This is a genomic window from Capilliphycus salinus ALCB114379 (assembly GCF_047276495.1).
Taxonomy (GTDB): Bacteria; Cyanobacteriota; Cyanobacteriia; order Cyanobacteriales; family Microcoleaceae; genus Capilliphycus; species Capilliphycus salinus.
In genome coordinates this window covers 825,867-839,961 of record NZ_CP178543.1, presented here as the reverse complement: position 1 = coordinate 839,961, position 14,095 = coordinate 825,867, and the positions used below count along the sequence as shown (strand labels likewise).

General features: G+C 41.8%; 13 protein-coding genes and 1 pseudogene. 5 read left to right on the top strand and 9 right to left on the bottom strand.

The genetic code is table 11. The features are described 5' to 3' along the window. Position 1: 1 nt before the first annotated feature. The 4 genes from ACL6C3_RS03495 to ACL6C3_RS03480 form a co-directional block, all read right to left on the bottom strand. Positions 2-1,135, bottom strand: coding sequence for a TIGR03364 family FAD-dependent oxidoreductase (locus ACL6C3_RS03495; RefSeq protein ID WP_413165378.1), 1,134 nt, complete (start codon positions 1,133-1,135; stop codon positions 2-4). A 70-nt stretch (positions 1,136-1,205) separates the two neighbouring features. After that, positions 1,206-1,625: a DNA-binding protein gene (locus tag ACL6C3_RS03490; RefSeq protein ID WP_413165376.1), complete on the bottom strand. Its 420-nt coding sequence runs from the start codon at positions 1,623-1,625 to the stop codon at positions 1,206-1,208. A gap of 207 nt (positions 1,626-1,832) precedes the next feature. Beyond that, positions 1,833-2,558 carry an HAD family hydrolase gene (locus tag ACL6C3_RS03485; RefSeq protein WP_413165374.1) on the bottom strand — a complete coding sequence of 242 codons (726 nt, stop codon included), beginning with the start codon at positions 2,556-2,558 and terminating at the stop codon, positions 1,833-1,835. A 238-nt stretch (positions 2,559-2,796) separates the two neighbouring features. After that, a complete protein-coding gene (locus ACL6C3_RS03480; protein WP_413165372.1) occupies positions 2,797-3,501 on the bottom strand; it encodes an MBL fold metallo-hydrolase in 705 nt (234 codons plus the stop codon). A gap of 152 nt (positions 3,502-3,653) precedes the next feature. Between ACL6C3_RS03480 and ACL6C3_RS03475 the strand changes: the two genes are divergently transcribed. Next, the gene (locus ACL6C3_RS03475) at positions 3,654-4,307 is read left to right on the top strand and encodes a pentapeptide repeat-containing protein (protein WP_413165370.1); all 654 of its coding nucleotides are present in this window, start codon (positions 3,654-3,656) and stop codon (positions 4,305-4,307) included. 102 nt (positions 4,308-4,409) lie between these two features. Here ACL6C3_RS03475 and ACL6C3_RS03470 read toward each other — a convergent pair whose 3' ends face one another. Beyond that, positions 4,410-4,760, bottom strand: coding sequence for a hypothetical protein (locus tag ACL6C3_RS03470; RefSeq protein ID WP_413165368.1), 351 nt, complete (start codon positions 4,758-4,760; stop codon positions 4,410-4,412). An 819-nt stretch (positions 4,761-5,579) separates the two neighbouring features. Between ACL6C3_RS03470 and ACL6C3_RS03465 the strand changes: the two genes are divergently transcribed. Beyond that, positions 5,580-6,293, top strand: a complete 714-nt coding sequence (locus ACL6C3_RS03465) for a response regulator transcription factor (protein ID WP_413165367.1) — start codon at positions 5,580-5,582, stop codon at positions 6,291-6,293. Positions 6,294-6,486: 193 nt separating this feature from the next. Continuing rightward, positions 6,487-7,581, top strand: coding sequence for a sensor histidine kinase (locus ACL6C3_RS03460; RefSeq protein WP_413165365.1), 1,095 nt, complete (start codon positions 6,487-6,489; stop codon positions 7,579-7,581). Between the two features lies 1 nt (position 7,582). On the opposite strand, the gene ACL6C3_RS03455 is transcribed toward ACL6C3_RS03460, so the two are convergent. After that, positions 7,583-8,221, bottom strand: coding sequence for a Uma2 family endonuclease (locus tag ACL6C3_RS03455; protein ID WP_413165363.1), 639 nt, complete (start codon positions 8,219-8,221; stop codon positions 7,583-7,585). 83 nt (positions 8,222-8,304) lie between these two features. Here ACL6C3_RS03455 and ACL6C3_RS03450 point away from each other — a divergent pair, with 83 nt between their 5' ends. Further along, complete coding sequence (locus ACL6C3_RS03450) at positions 8,305-8,880, top strand: Uma2 family endonuclease (RefSeq protein ID WP_413165362.1); 576 nt, start codon at positions 8,305-8,307, stop codon at positions 8,878-8,880. A 42-nt stretch (positions 8,881-8,922) separates the two neighbouring features. Here ACL6C3_RS03450 and ACL6C3_RS03445 read toward each other — a convergent pair. Beyond that, positions 8,923-9,570 (bottom strand): annotated as a pseudogene (locus ACL6C3_RS03445) (class I SAM-dependent methyltransferase); the annotation flags it as partial. A 541-nt stretch (positions 9,571-10,111) separates the two neighbouring features. On the opposite strand from ACL6C3_RS03445, the gene ACL6C3_RS03440 reads away from it, so the two are divergent. Further along, positions 10,112-11,377: an HhoA/HhoB/HtrA family serine endopeptidase gene (locus ACL6C3_RS03440; RefSeq protein WP_413165360.1), complete on the top strand. Its 1,266-nt coding sequence runs from the start codon at positions 10,112-10,114 to the stop codon at positions 11,375-11,377. Between the two features lie 184 nt (positions 11,378-11,561). Here ACL6C3_RS03440 and ACL6C3_RS03435 read toward each other — a convergent pair whose 3' ends face one another. Together ACL6C3_RS03435 and dapF are read right to left on the bottom strand one after the other, a co-directional pair. After that, complete coding sequence (locus ACL6C3_RS03435) at positions 11,562-12,704, bottom strand: hypothetical protein (protein WP_413168247.1); 1,143 nt, start codon at positions 12,702-12,704, stop codon at positions 11,562-11,564. A gap of 187 nt (positions 12,705-12,891) precedes the next feature. Then, the gene (gene dapF, locus ACL6C3_RS03430; protein WP_413165359.1) at positions 12,892-13,749 is read right to left on the bottom strand and encodes a diaminopimelate epimerase; all 858 of its coding nucleotides are present in this window, start codon (positions 13,747-13,749) and stop codon (positions 12,892-12,894) included. Positions 13,750-14,095: the final 346 nt, after the last annotated feature.

Genomic DNA, 14,095 nt, shown 5'->3' with positions numbered 1-14,095 from the left:
TTTAAACCGAAGCAAAGACTTCCTCGGCCAAACCAAAAGAAAGGGTCATTCCCGCCCCGCTTAAAGCGTTAACCAGAGTAACGCCTGTTTCGGGTTGGGCGATGAATTCTGTTTTTCCGGGGATTTTCGCATAGACTCCATTCCAAGTTTCTGCAATTTCTAATGAGGGAACTTGTACAAAGGTTTGGAGATAGTCGAGAATATAGCGATTAATTTCCGCTTTGTTAAAGGGATCGGGAGTTAAACCGTATTCGTGAGAGTCTCCAATGGTTAATTCCCCTTGAGAATTTTGGGAAACCATCACATGAATTCCCCATTTTGGAAAATAGGGCGTTTCCGCTTGAATTCTATTTTTTAAAGTGCTGAGAGACTGACAGTGAGAAAAGCCGGAATAATGGGTTAACGTTAACCCTCCGCACAGGGAAGTCCCAATTTTAAATTGATTCGGTTGGGGAGGGGTTCGCATCATTTGTAGTTTAACTTTTGTCATCCCACTTTTGCCATAAATATCGGGATAAAGGGTTTCAAAATCTCTCCCGCTACAGACAAAAATTTGATCGGCTTTCCAGGTTTTTCCTCCCGCGATCAACTGAGGAGAATTAATCTCGGTGACTGCGGTTCCCCATACAAATTTTACCCCATATTCGGCCGATAAATACGCCGGAATTTTGGCGATCGCTTCTCGGGGGTCAACAATAACTTCGGTTGTACTCCACAACGTCGCGAGTAACCCTTCTGTTTTTAGGGCTGAACTTTTTTGACTGGCTTGTTTTGGAGTTAATAAAGCCACCGAATCAATTTGTTTTCCGGTTGTGGCGATAAATTCTTCTAAAACTGCTAATTCATCCCGACGATAAGCCGTATGAAGGGAACCGCAACTATCCGTATGAAAGCCGGCTTTTTGGGCAATTTCTAGCCATATTTCTCTTGATTTTAACGCTCGATTAAATAGCAAACCTTGGGGTTGACCGATCGGCCAAATCATACCAAAATTGCGAATAGAAGCCCCGACTGCTTGTTGATTGCGTTCAAAAACGGTAACGTTTAATCCTCGTTTGGCTGCGGCTAAAGCATGGGCTAAACCGACGATTCCCGCCCCGACAATTGCCACTTCTGTTGATATAATTTCAGCCATAATTTTAAAGTTTATATCAAGTCCGGTTGAATACCCATTATAAAAGTGTGGGGTGATCGGGAGATTTTGACTAACAGATAATCTTGACTTTGTTTAGGGTTTCAATCCAAACCCTCGCACCACAACCGAGCGGATTATCGGGACTATAGACGACACGACATCCTCCCGGTATTTCGACAATATGCCCGTAAGTATTGGTCTGACCCTTCTTGACGGTAATCACGGGAAGTTGTTGCTGTTGTTTTTGATTTTGCCGAATTCTATGAGAGTTAACGTGAATAATGGTTGTTGCAGGCTTTTTGGGATTGCGCCAACGGGGAGCGGGGCCTCTTGTTCCTCGTTTAATAATGGGTTTGCCCTTAACCAGAGGAATTAGCCACATCTTCCCGGTCTTATAAGCACCTTGGACTCGGCCTTCGCTCAGGAGAACTCGCAGTCGAGCGGTAGAGATTTCTAAAATTTGGGCTGCTTCTGTGGTACCTACAATCATTGGACTCCTTTTGGACTATTTGGAAATCGCAATAGTTTTGACAACTTTATAACTCAATTATAAATCATCTGCCGATCAATAGTCAAGGATCTGCTATTCGGTGTTCGGAGTAGCGTGGTTCGACGGAAACCTGTTCACTGGTCAGGTGATAACTGGTCAGGTGTCTGTTATTCGTTGATTATAGAACCGGATTTGATTATTGAGAGTTTATAAATGAATGATGATGTTTTTCAGTTCGATTAAAGCGTTGAGTAAACCATCGTTGAGGTATTGTTGTAATTGTTCTCGGCTATGGCTACCATTGGTTACGGCTAGGGATAACAAACAATTGGCATTTATTCCCGCTTGCAAATCAACGGGCGTATCGCCAATATGTACGACTTTTTTTGAGTCTTTTATTCCGAGTTTGTACATGGCTTTTTGTATCATGTAAGGGGCGGGACGACCTTCGTTATTATAAATTTCATCGGGTGTTACTGAAACTTGAATGATAGAATTTTCTGAGCCAATATAGTTAGAGTTTAATCCTTTATTCCAACCCAATCGCTGTAATATAATATTGGTAACTTTTCGATAAAATCCGGTGTTTAAAGCGATTTTTATTTGATTTTTTGTTAACCAGTTGAATAATTCTAAACATCCCTCTGTTGGTTCAACGGGCTGAGTTAAATAATGATTTTCTAAGAGGTTTTTGAATTCGCTATAGGAACCTTCGACTTTTTCGGAATAATTGGGATTTTCTGAGCCAATTTGTTCAGCCCATAGGGTTTGAAAGACTAACTTTTTTGACCATCCCATCATGGAATTGATGCGTTCGTAGTCTGTATTTAAGCCCGTACTTTTTGCGGCTTGAAAAAAACAGTCTTGAACTTCGTTGTTATCTTTAACGGTTGTTCCTGCCATGTCAAAAACAACCAATTGAATTGTCGCCATTGAACAATCACAAATTAGAGCCGGAGTTTAACAGTTTTAGGCTTTTGATCAAATTAAAGTCTATTTTGTTCTCAAGTTGGCGAATGCAAAGCTTTTTTTAACAATTGCTACGGGTTATAATTTTGGTATTGGGGGGCGGGTTTGGGGAAGTTATTTCTAAAATAGATAAGTTGATTTTAACCCGCTCCTACAGTTGGGGAGACGGGTATAATGTCTATTTGAAAAACCCGGTTTCTGATTATAGAGTGAGTTTAGATAATATTTTGCCACAATGTTGATTAGCCGGAACCGCTTCCATCATTTTTTTTGGATAAGGAAGATTAAGTTCGGTCATTAGTTCTATAAATGCTTGGCGATCGCGTCCGACAAAACGAGAATTAAAACGCTTTTCTTCGCCAATAGTTGAAACAGTTTGTCCTTGATAATCGTGAGCGGGATAAACTAAAGTTTCCTCGGGTAAAATAAACAATCTTTTGGTAACACCATCATATAATAAACCAGGATCGCCGCCTTGCAAATCTGTCCGTCCGCAGCCGCGAATAAACAAAGCATCGCCCGTTAAAACCCGTTGGTTATTAATCAAATAAGCGTGATGACTATTGGTATGACCGGGAGTTGATATCGCTTCAAATTTAAGGCTTCCGACCGATAAAACGTCACCATCGGATAAATAAAAATCCGCACAGTCGGCCAAACACCCTTGGGGAACTCCACCCAAACACCCGGTTAATTCTCGAAGTTTACCGGTTCCGGTAATATGATCGGCGTGAATGTGAGTTTCCAAACAAAATTGTAAAGTCAAGTCCAATTCTTGTAATAATTTAAAATCTCGTTCAACCCGTTCTAAAACCGGGTCAACCAGGACGGCTTGTTTAAGAGTGAGATCGGCAATTAAATAGGTGTAGGTACTGGAATTGGGGTCAAAAAGTTGGCGAAAAAGCATCTTTTGTTAGAGGTAAACTAGATAAAAATCAATCTTTCCGAAGAATATCCTTCCGTTGGAGGAAGTCATCTTCCGAAATATCGCTTATTCTAGAAGTAGATAGAGATCAAAATCATCTCTATTTTTAGATGACATCGGGAGGACATCGAACAATGAGTATCTTCTCCAAAGCCACACTGGTCGCCGCCAGTACAGTTTTATTTTCCGTTGGTGTATCAACTTCGGTTCAAGCCCAAAACCCGGCTCATGTTGAACAATTAATTCAAACGGGTGCTTGTCCGGGATGCGATCTGCGGGGAGCAGATCTGAGCAAACGTCACTTGATCGGAGCGGACTTGAGAGAAGCCGATCTGGCGGGGGCGAATCTAGCATACACCAATTTAGAGGGAGCCGATCTCAAAGGTGCCAACCTCAAGGAAGCAAATTTGCGGGGTGCATTTTTAAATAGTGCCGAGTTAGACGACGCTAACCTGACTTTCGCCAATTTAACAAATGCGAACTTAATTCAGGCTCAACTGGAGGGAACCAACCTGATCGGAGCGGATCTAAATGGTGCAAGCTTTTTGGTACAATCTCTCGCAGAAGCTCAGTTGTCCCCAATGGGTTCGGCCGCAGAACTCGGAGAGCAGGAGCAGTTAAGTATTGGGACTGAAGATTCTCGTCTGACTTTTCCGGTGGGAGGAGCAGAACCGGAGGAGTTTGAATATACCCGAGAGTATCTCAATGAAGTTTTTGAGCCTCTCGAAGGTAATCAAAACCCAGAACCGGATGTAACAATTCCTATTCCTCCTCGAATTGAATTTTAGTTGATTTTGAGAGTCTTCAATTGAATAGAGAAAAGTAGAACCCCAGAAAATTGCGAAGAAAATTGTCAAGTTTTTGACGGGCGAATAACAGGCGAAATTCAATTATAAAAATTGTCGCAACTGGTACTCGGCGAGTTGTTTGGCTTGAGCAATCGTTTCTGAAGGTTCCCAAGTGCCTTGAGCAATTAAATCGCCTTCAGGTGAACGATATTGATAGCTAACGCGATAGCAATCAATACCCTGAAATTTGTTTGGAGTTTCCTTTTGAATCTGAAGTTCAACTGTCCCTAATTCGTCGGTATAAGTGGCTTGACAAGCATGATCTTGTTCTTTCCAATCTAGTTTGGACGAAAAACTAACTTCGGTTTTTGTTAGGGTAGTCCAAGTTGCAGATAAGGCGGATTGGGTTTTAACAGTTTCGGCGAGTTGAGAATAAATGTTCTGAGTTTTCATAGGTTAATTCTGAGAATTCGGTAGATGTTGACCGCGAAAAAAACAAGCATTCAGGCTGCACGTACTGCAACTGACTTCTGATTTCAATTGAATTGACAATTTCAGGCTGAAAGCACAGATTCCTTGACAAAGATTTTTTCTGTCAATAGAATCTATTATTAATAACCTACGCCGTAGAGATGATCAATTCCTGAAGTTTAATAAAATCAGGATCATCATTGACTTAGATTGAACAAGCTTTCAATCCAATTCACGAGGCTAATCGACTTTAACAAGTCTGAATTGATTAGAATTCTCTCATTCTATTACTAGGCTAACTACAGTTTGCCCAGTTTTCTATGACTGGTTTTTTTCAATTCGAGAGACTAATTATGAAACTGAACAAACAAAATATTAATACAAAAAATTCGGGAACAGCAACTCATGTGATCGGAGCTTGATGAAATCTTTACAATAAAATTGTTACCTAGAAAACATTACTTTACATCAGAGGGCGTTATGTAAAGCTGTTGGGTTTGATTTGAACGACTTCCTGGGTGAAAATAATTGATCTCAACCTCCAAAATGTTAAGTTTTATCTTAATGATCTCCAGAAAGCCAGTTGATGGGATTTACACTAGGCGACAATAGGACTCTACAGCAAAATAGTTGATTTGACTGCCTCTGTTGTTACAAAAACCAGTAACATCATCGCAGTGGATTTAGACTTCAACTTACTGAGGGGGATAGACCGATCACGATCGTCGAATTGAAGGGTTTTTCACGCTCATGGCTCTATCTTTGGATAGAATATTTTTAACTCTCAATTGAACAAATCTGATGAAAATTCTGATTGTGGAGGATGACGGGGAAATAGCCCAACTCATCCAACAAACATTAGAAAATGAAGGATTTTCCTGCGAAACCGCCCGAGACGGTTGGGCGGCGTTAGAATGGTTTCAAAGCCAGCAGCCAGACCTGATCGTGCTTGATCTGATGCTTCCCGGTCTTGATGGCTTAGAAGTCTGCGCCCGTATTCGCCAACAACCGGGCGCCAAAGACCCTTATATCCTGATGCTGACAGCCAGAGGAGAAGAAATTGATCGGGTGATTGGTTTGTCTACGGGGGCTGATGACTATCTGGTTAAACCCTTCAGTCCCAGAGAGTTGGTCGCCAGGGTGCGGGCTTTGTTGCGTCGGAGTTTGCGTCATGGGGGACAAAGCCAAGTTTACCGCACCGCCCATTTTACCGTTGATATCGATCAACATTTGGCTTACCGACAATTAGACTCTCAAACTTCAGAAACTTTAGATTTAAGTCCTTTAGAATTTAATTTACTGGTGACTTTTGTGAGTTATCCGGGTCGGGTTTGGAACCGAACTCAATTAATAGATAAACTGTGGGGAGATGACTTTTTTGGCGATGAACGAGTTGTCGATACTCATATCGCCCGACTGCGAAAAAAAATTGAACCCGATCCGACTCATCCTCAGTTTATCAAAACAGTTGTGGGAACCGGATATAAATTTGAAGATGCAACAATAGATAGGTGATGATGAATAGGCAAAAGTTATCAGTCACCCCGGTTGTAGGGGCGGGTTCCGCAAAGATTTATGTCTTCCCAAAAACAACCTACATAAACCCACCCCGATGATGTCTATTGGCTGATCACTGATCAGGTGTTCACTGTAAACTGTAAACTGAACCCAACCCGCCCTGACTCGGTGGCAATGGTAAAAATTAATTATGGCTAAATTGAACTTGCGATCGCGTTTACTTTTATCTCATTTGTTAGTGATGGGAGTCGGACTCGGGAGTTTTATTTTAATGAGTAAAGTCTACTCTCCTCGCTTATTTGTTTTACAACTCGAACGCCTCGAACAAACCCAATTTTTTAATGTTCGTTCGGTTAAAACCTATCTGGTTAGAGGATTTGAAATTACTTGGAATCGCAGTACCTTATGGTCGGTTGGTGTGGGTGCAACTGCGGCGGGTGCGTTGAGTTATTGGCTGGCTAAACGCATCACTCAACCTCTCACTCAAATGCGAGAAATTACCCAAAAGTTTGCCGCCGGAAACCTAGACGAACGCATGGTAAAAAGCGAAATTCCCGAACTCAATCAACTGAGTTTAAGCTTTAACCGAATGGCTGAAAGTATCGAAGGAATTGAACAGCGACGTCGGGAATTAATTAGCGATATGACTCACGAATTAAGAACGCCTTTAACGGTGGTTCGAGGGTATTTAGAGGAAATGTCTGAGGGTCGAATTGAACCTTCTGATGAACTTTATTATCGTTTAATTCGAGAAACTCGCCGTTTAGAACGGTTAGTAAATGACTTACAAGAACTCTCGAAAGCAGAGGCGGGATATTTGGTTATTAATCCTCAACCTTTGCATTTACGTCCGATTTTAGAGTCTTTAGTTGCTCGTTTTGGCGATCAATTGTTGGAAGATGGGCCGAGTTTAAAGTTGGATTGTCCGTCTAATTTACAAACCGTTTTTGCCGATTTAGACCGCACTGAACAGATTTTAGTTAATCTTTTAGGAAATGCGATTCGTTATACAGAAACGGGTTCGATTACAATTAAAGTTTGGCAAGATGTAAACTGTGTTTGGGTGGAGATTATTGATACCGGGGTTGGCATTTCTGAGGCGGATTTACCCCATGTTTTTGAGCGGTTTTGGCGGGGGGAAAAATCGCGATCGCGTCAGTGGGGGGGAACGGGAATAGGATTAGCAATTACTAAGCGTTTAGTTGAACTACAAGGCGGTAAAATAGAGGTTGAAAGTGAACTCGGAAAAGGGAGTACATTCCGCTTTTGTTTACCGATAACTTAAATTACTGCCCAACTTGAAAAATGTTTTCTGCGGTTAAATTTAACTCTGGGAAAATGAGAGATTCTATGCGTTCGCTTCCTCGATATAATTTTACCATATATTCGCCTTCGAGCATTTGATAAACAGAAATTGTCGGTTGTTTGGGATTGCCAATATATCGCCTTCCCCCCAACCCCAAATAATCAATAATCCAATATTCAGCAATTCCCAGTTTTTCATATTCTCCCAATTTCACAGAGTAGTCATCTTGCCAATTTGTACTCACCACTTCTACAACTAATTTTAAACTTTTGCCTCGGGTTAAAGTTGAGCGTTTTTTCCACAGGGGTTCCTCAGTTAAAGCGTTTTTATCAATTACCGCAATATCGGGACTATAACCGGTATTTTCGGAATTAATGGGTTTAAGAATACATTGTCGAGGAATTAAATAGGACAATTTAAGACGGCGTATCTCTAACGTTAACTCTGCTGCTATTTCACCTGCGACTTGTTCGTGAGTTCCTGTAGGTTGCATTTCGATAACTGTTCCTCCGTGCAATTCAAAACGTCCGTAGCCATCGGGATACCAATCTAGAAATTCTTCTAGGGTGAAAGCTTTGGGCGTTGATAAAATTTGACGCTTTGATGTGACTTGACTCATCGTTGATTTTACCTCAATTTATGCTAAAATAATTCTATCATTTTCCCGAGTCGTAATATGAATAAGTTCTCAAGAAAATACTTATGGTAATTTCCGATAAATCTCAAACCGAAAACCTGTCTTTAGATGAATTTTTAGCCTTACCGGAAACGACACCCGCCAGCGAGTATATCGACGGCAAAATTTATCAGAAACCCATGCCAAAAGGAAAACATAGCTTACTCCAAGGTCGTCTGAGCGAAACAATCAATCAAATTGGTTTACCGACAAAAACGGCTTACAGCTTCCCCGAGTTACGCTGTTCGTTTGGCGGACGGTCAATTGTCGCGGATATTGTTGTGTTTGAGTGGGCAAATATTCCCCTCGATGAAGAAGGCGAAATGAGCAACGATGTTAACATCCCACCGGACTGGACAATCGAGATTTTATCACCCGGTCAAAATACAACTCGCGTGATTAATAATATCTTGTTTTGTCTGAAACAGGGAACAAAATTGGGTTGGTTAGTTGACCCAAAAGAACGATTGGTGTTAGTTTTTAAACCACAGCAACAACCGGAAGTGATCGAAGCTGAACAAATTTTACCCGTTTTGGAAGTGTTGAAAGATTTACAACTTTCAGTTAATCAATTATTCAGTTGGTTAAGTTTTCCGTCTTAAGAAGGGTAATGAGGATTGTTCAACTGTGTCAATCTTCAAAATTTAGTTTTTGCTCTCTATTGAATTAAAAATTAAAATTTCATAGGTGATTAATTTTGCTAAACTAAAAAATTCTAGTCCTTTTGCGGTTAACCCATCTTGTAAGTTAGCAATAATTAATTGATTAATAGCTTTGTATGTTGGTTGTACATTTTCGGTGATATCCAATTTGTGAACAAGGTCAAATCCAATTTCTTGAGCGATTTTTTTGTAACTCTCGAGTCCGATAAACTGCACAACTTGCGTTGCTTTTGAACCGTAGGTATCCGTAATCATCCGACTCAGGACTTGCGTTTCAAAAAATGACCAAAATAACCCTAATTTAGAACTAATCAAAAAATCAACTATAATTAATTTTCCACCAGGTTTAAGAACCTGATCAGCTTCAGCAAAAAATCGTTTTCGACTAGGAAAAGCAAAAATACATTCTAAAGCAATGATGATGTCAAACTTCTCGGAAAACTTAGGAAACTGACAAGCATCTCCGTGAATAAACTCCACAGAATTTCCATTGATCGGCTGAATATTTTCTTTGGCTTTATCAATTTGAACCGGATCAATATTGAGACCAAACAGTTTTAAATTGCTGTAAGTTTGATTCAGTAAATTAATCGTTCCTCCAAAGCCACATCCAGCGTCTAGGATATGAGCTTCTTTCGGGAATTCGAGCCAATTCTAACACCAGTTTGGAGAGATTATTTGCGGCTTTACCAAAGTCTTCTAATTCTCCTGTAGCTTGTTGTGGATCTTGCCAAAATCCCCAATGAATATGCTGACCAAAAGCCGCTTCTAACTCAGGTTATTGTTCAAATTTTTCAAGGAGAGAATCAAAATATCCCATATTCTTTATCCAAAATAGAGATATATTATCAGAAGTTTCAAAGATTTACAACAATCAAGAGAGGAATTCTGAGAAGTTAGAGGGGTAGGGTACGTTACACTGAGGAAACCGGGAGAAAATGTGACTCGATGTATAACGATAAAAGTCGATTTCACAAGGCTTAGAGGAATTCCTAGCCAAATGTCACAAAATTGTTAACTCACTGTCATACCCCTGTCACATCTATCCCCTATCTTAAGAATTGTCAGCCCAAAACAGAAACGTTCCTCGACAAGCTCCTCACACCCCTGGGCTGACTTTTCCTAATACTTTTATAAAAGCAAACAGCGACATTATATAAAATCACTAACCATGACCACAGACATGAAAGACTTTGATTTTTCCTCTGATTTTAACACTCAATCTCGCACTCGCAAATCATCGAATTCTCTCGTGAACAAACTACTCAGTTCAACGGCATTTATCGCACTCGGCGCCGGATTAGCCATTGGCGGAACGCAATTAATTAATGCTCAATCTGGCACCGAAACCATCTCCAAATCTTCTATCATTCCATCAGAAGAAACCATTCCCCCGGCGGGAAATACTATTAAAATGCCGTCTAATTTTGTTGCGGCTGTCGTTCAAGACGTGGGGCCTGCGGTGGTGAGAATTGACGCTCAACGCACCGTAGAAAATCAAATTCCCGAAGCCTTTAACGATCCCTTTTTCCGTCGTTTCTTCGGCGATCAAATCCCCAATATTCCCGACAAACAAGTACAATCCGGTACCGGTTCGGGCTTTATTATTGACTCCAAAGGCGAAATTATCACCAACGCTCACGTTGTTGATGGGGCGGATAAAGTAACAGTTACTCTCAAAGACGGGCGGAAATTTGAAGGGAAAGTTGTGGGAACCGATCCGGTAACAGATGTGGGGGTTATTCACATTGAAGCGGAAGATTTACCGACGGTTAAACTGGGAAATTCCGAACAATTGCAACCGGGAGACTGGGCGATCGCGATTGGAAATCCGTTAGGATTAGATAATACTGTTACCACCGGAATTGTGAGTGGAATTGGACGTTCTGGCGCTCAAGTTGGAGTTCCCGATAAACGAGTCGAATTCATTCAAACCGATGCGGCAATTAACCCCGGTAATTCCGGCGGCCCGTTGTTAAACCAAAACGGGGAAGTGATTGGGGTAAATACGGCAATTTTACAAGGCGCCCAAGGATTGGGTTTTGCAATTCCGATTAATACTGTACAGGAAATTGCCGATGAATTGGTCGCCAACGGTAAAGTTGAACATCCATTTTTGGGGATTCAAATGTTAACTTTAACGCCGGAGTTAAAGAACGAATTAAACCGCGATCCCAATAGTGGAATCATGGTTAACGAAGATGAAGGCGTTTTAATTGTTCGGGTTGTTCCCAATTCTCCCGCCGATCGCTCTGGTTTGCGGGCGGGAGATGTGATTACCCAAATTAATGGTAAAATCGTTAAAGATGCCGATCAAGTGCAGCAAGCCGTTAACCGAGAAAAGGTGGGTAGCCAATTAAATTTAGGACTGCGCCGTAACGGTCAATCTTTAGATTTAAGTGTCCGTGCGGGTGCTTTTTCTCCCGGTCAATCCTAATCCCATTTAATCAATTCAAACCCCATTTTCTATGAATTTGTAGGGGCGCACGGCTTGCGCCCTAATATGATATCATCCGGTTGATTAATTATCTTATGGGTTTTGGGCGGGTTTAGTTCAATCTCTCAGAAGTAGTAAAGATGTTGTAGAACCCGCCCCTACAGCTTTGTCTGAGGATGATCAATTATGAGTTTTTAATCTCCGTTACCACCCAATCAAATGTTTCCAAAACTTTTTTGAGTTCGGCTTCATCTTGAACAGTCGATAAACGAATTGCGGGGGATCTAAACTCGGTTTGATCGACGGGAAGGGATAACCCAATTGAACTAAATTTTCCTCGAAGTTCTACCCATTTATCTTCGCGATCAAAAGGCGGTTGAGAACCATATTTAATCGAAGAAATTTCTAGGCGCCCGGAAATATCAACGCTAAATAATTTATGAGGTTTTCTACCCTTTTGATGCACAATTGCGGCAAAACCCCCATAAATATCTCCCGTTCCCCACTGCACATCGGTTTCCGACTGCTTGCGGGTCCAAGCGTGAATTTTTCCCGCCATTTCCGCCTCATCAACACCCCGTCTAACCTTGAGTTCTTCAAAGAAAGAATTTTCATCCCAGTGGCGTCTTTCCCCGGTTGCACTGGATTTTTTCTGCTGTGCTTCTGCGGTTTGACCGATCACGCGGGGGACCAATGTTTTTAAGCCATCTTGAGAAACATATTGTTTAATTTCTAACGCCCAAACTTCTACCGGGTCCGTTTGTTCATTGAGAAATTCAACAATACGTCGCAAGGGGGCGGGAATTTCATCGGCGACAAAAATCAGACGAATTTTTCCGGCTTGAATGTTTGTTTTGACCTTTTGCCAAAACCGTTCTTCGTCGGAATCTGAACCCAAAAAGTCCTCAAAAACTTGTTCGGGATCGCGACCTTGTTCGCGACAATTGGATTCAAATTGAGCAATGGTCGATTCTAAGGGCCAATAGATGCCAACATTGGCGGCATAGTCGAGCATTTGACCGAGAATTTTTTGACGAGTGTCGGCGTTATGAGAGCGTTTAATTTCGACTAAAGTTGGAATTGCATCTTGATCGAGAAATAAATGATCCAGTGACCAACGTCCGCTCGGTTCTTCTTCTCCGGGAATTGCAACTTCCCGAGAAATGAGCAACCACCGTCTGGGTGTCGCCCGATCTATTTCATCTCCTGCTAACAAATTCGGATAGGTTTCTAACAATTCTTGAAGCTGATCTTCAGAGTCGTAAGCTTGCTCCATCATTTCCACAAGCTGATCGTCATCTTGGATCAGATATATACCTCCACCCATAGCCATTATGCCAATTTTATTGGTTTAAAATTTCTACTAAAAATCTAGCGTTGAGATTCACCCCACTAACCCATCAACAATTTTAAGACTGATTTTAATGATGCAAGAGTCTCAATTTTTGTCCCTGTTTTGGATTTTTTGACGAAATCAGCCTTAAATATTATAGTATCGATGAGGAATTAATTTCTTACCACTGACCTGTAAATACCCGTTCAGCAGGTCCGCTCATGTACAAGCGATCGTCATCGGCTGACCATTCAATCATCAGACATCCTCCGGGTAATTCTACCGTTGCAGAGCGATCGCAGTTTCCGGTTAACACACCCGCCACCACGACAGCACAGGCGCCGGTTCCACAAGCGAGGGTAGCACCGGCTCCCCGTTCCCAAACCCGCATTTTCAGATAATCGGGTTGAATCACTTGGACAAATTCGGTATTGGTTCGCTCTGGAAAGGCCGGATGATGTTCAAATTGGGGGCCAATTTCGGCCAAAGGAATCGCCGCCACATCTTCAACAAAGGTGATACAGTGAGGATTGCCCATGCTCACACCCGTAACGAGCCAGGACTGTTCGGCCACCGACAGAGACACATTGATCACTTTCTCATCGGCTTTTGCGAGAGTTGTGGGAATCTCTCCTGCCAGCAGTCGGGGTTTTCCCATATCCACCTTTACCTGTCCATCCGGGAGAATCTCTGGCGCGATCAGACCTGCCAAAGTGTTTATTTTGTAGCGGACAGAAGACGGATGCTCTTTTATTTTACCGTCGCGGCGTTCTAAGTCGGCGATAAATTTTGCCAAACAGCGAATCCCATTGCCGCACATCTGGGGTTCGGAACTATCGGAGTTAAAAATCCGCATAGTATAATCGGTGTCGGAGGTTCCGGGCAAGGCAAAGATTACCCCATCAGCGCCGATCCCAAAATTGCGATCGCACATTTGCATCGCCTGGTCTGGAGTGACGAGAGGTTCTGACTGATGACGATTGTCAATCAAGATAAAGTCATTACCCAAACCCTGGTATTTTGTAAATTCAATTGCCATTGCATCCCTCCACAGTACACAAAATTAAGTCTAGCAGAGGGCCGATCGCTTTATGTGTTTAGTTGTTAAAATTATACACAGGGGGGGACAAACCCGATCTACAGATGGACAATTTTTTAGAGTTGCCGGGTGTTTATTGGTGGCGATGACAAAAAAATCCAGAAGCAATTAGATGTTGCTCCCGGATTAGAGTTTAGACATTGGGTAGACAGTTATTACTCAGATAAAATCTTTGGGTTTTCTGCAAATTCCTGAATTTTTATTTTTCGACTCATCGGTTACAGAATCCCCAAAGATAGCCCTAGTTGAAACTCCGTTCACTCTGTTGGATCATTGCCCAATCCCT

Excerpts from the sequence above, each read along its gene's own strand:
- ACL6C3_RS03435 (WP_413168247.1), bottom strand. The coding sequence starts at position 12,704 with ATGGGTGGAGGTATATATCTGATCCAAGATGACGATCAGCTTGTGGAA.
- ACL6C3_RS03460 (WP_413165365.1), top strand. The coding sequence starts at position 6,487 with ATGGCTAAATTGAACTTGCGATCGCGTTTACTTTTATCTCATTTGTTA.
- ACL6C3_RS03480 (WP_413165372.1), bottom strand. The coding sequence starts at position 3,501 with ATGCTTTTTCGCCAACTTTTTGACCCCAATTCCAGTACCTACACCTAT.
- ACL6C3_RS03455 (WP_413165363.1), bottom strand. The coding sequence starts at position 8,221 with ATGAGTCAAGTCACATCAAAGCGTCAAATTTTATCAACGCCCAAAGCT.
- dapF (WP_413165359.1), bottom strand. The coding sequence starts at position 13,749 with ATGGCAATTGAATTTACAAAATACCAGGGTTTGGGTAATGACTTTATC.
- ACL6C3_RS03450 (WP_413165362.1), top strand. The coding sequence starts at position 8,305 with ATGGTAATTTCCGATAAATCTCAAACCGAAAACCTGTCTTTAGATGAA.
- ACL6C3_RS03465 (WP_413165367.1), top strand. The coding sequence starts at position 5,580 with ATGAAAATTCTGATTGTGGAGGATGACGGGGAAATAGCCCAACTCATC.
- ACL6C3_RS03485 (WP_413165374.1), bottom strand. The coding sequence starts at position 2,558 with ATGGCGACAATTCAATTGGTTGTTTTTGACATGGCAGGAACAACCGTT.
- ACL6C3_RS03475 (WP_413165370.1), top strand. The coding sequence starts at position 3,654 with ATGAGTATCTTCTCCAAAGCCACACTGGTCGCCGCCAGTACAGTTTTA.
- ACL6C3_RS03470 (WP_413165368.1), bottom strand. The coding sequence starts at position 4,760 with ATGAAAACTCAGAACATTTATTCTCAACTCGCCGAAACTGTTAAAACC.
- ACL6C3_RS03440 (WP_413165360.1), top strand. The coding sequence starts at position 10,112 with ATGACCACAGACATGAAAGACTTTGATTTTTCCTCTGATTTTAACACT.
- ACL6C3_RS03490 (WP_413165376.1), bottom strand. The coding sequence starts at position 1,625 with ATGATTGTAGGTACCACAGAAGCAGCCCAAATTTTAGAAATCTCTACC.
- ACL6C3_RS03495 (WP_413165378.1), bottom strand. The coding sequence starts at position 1,135 with ATGGCTGAAATTATATCAACAGAAGTGGCAATTGTCGGGGCGGGAATC.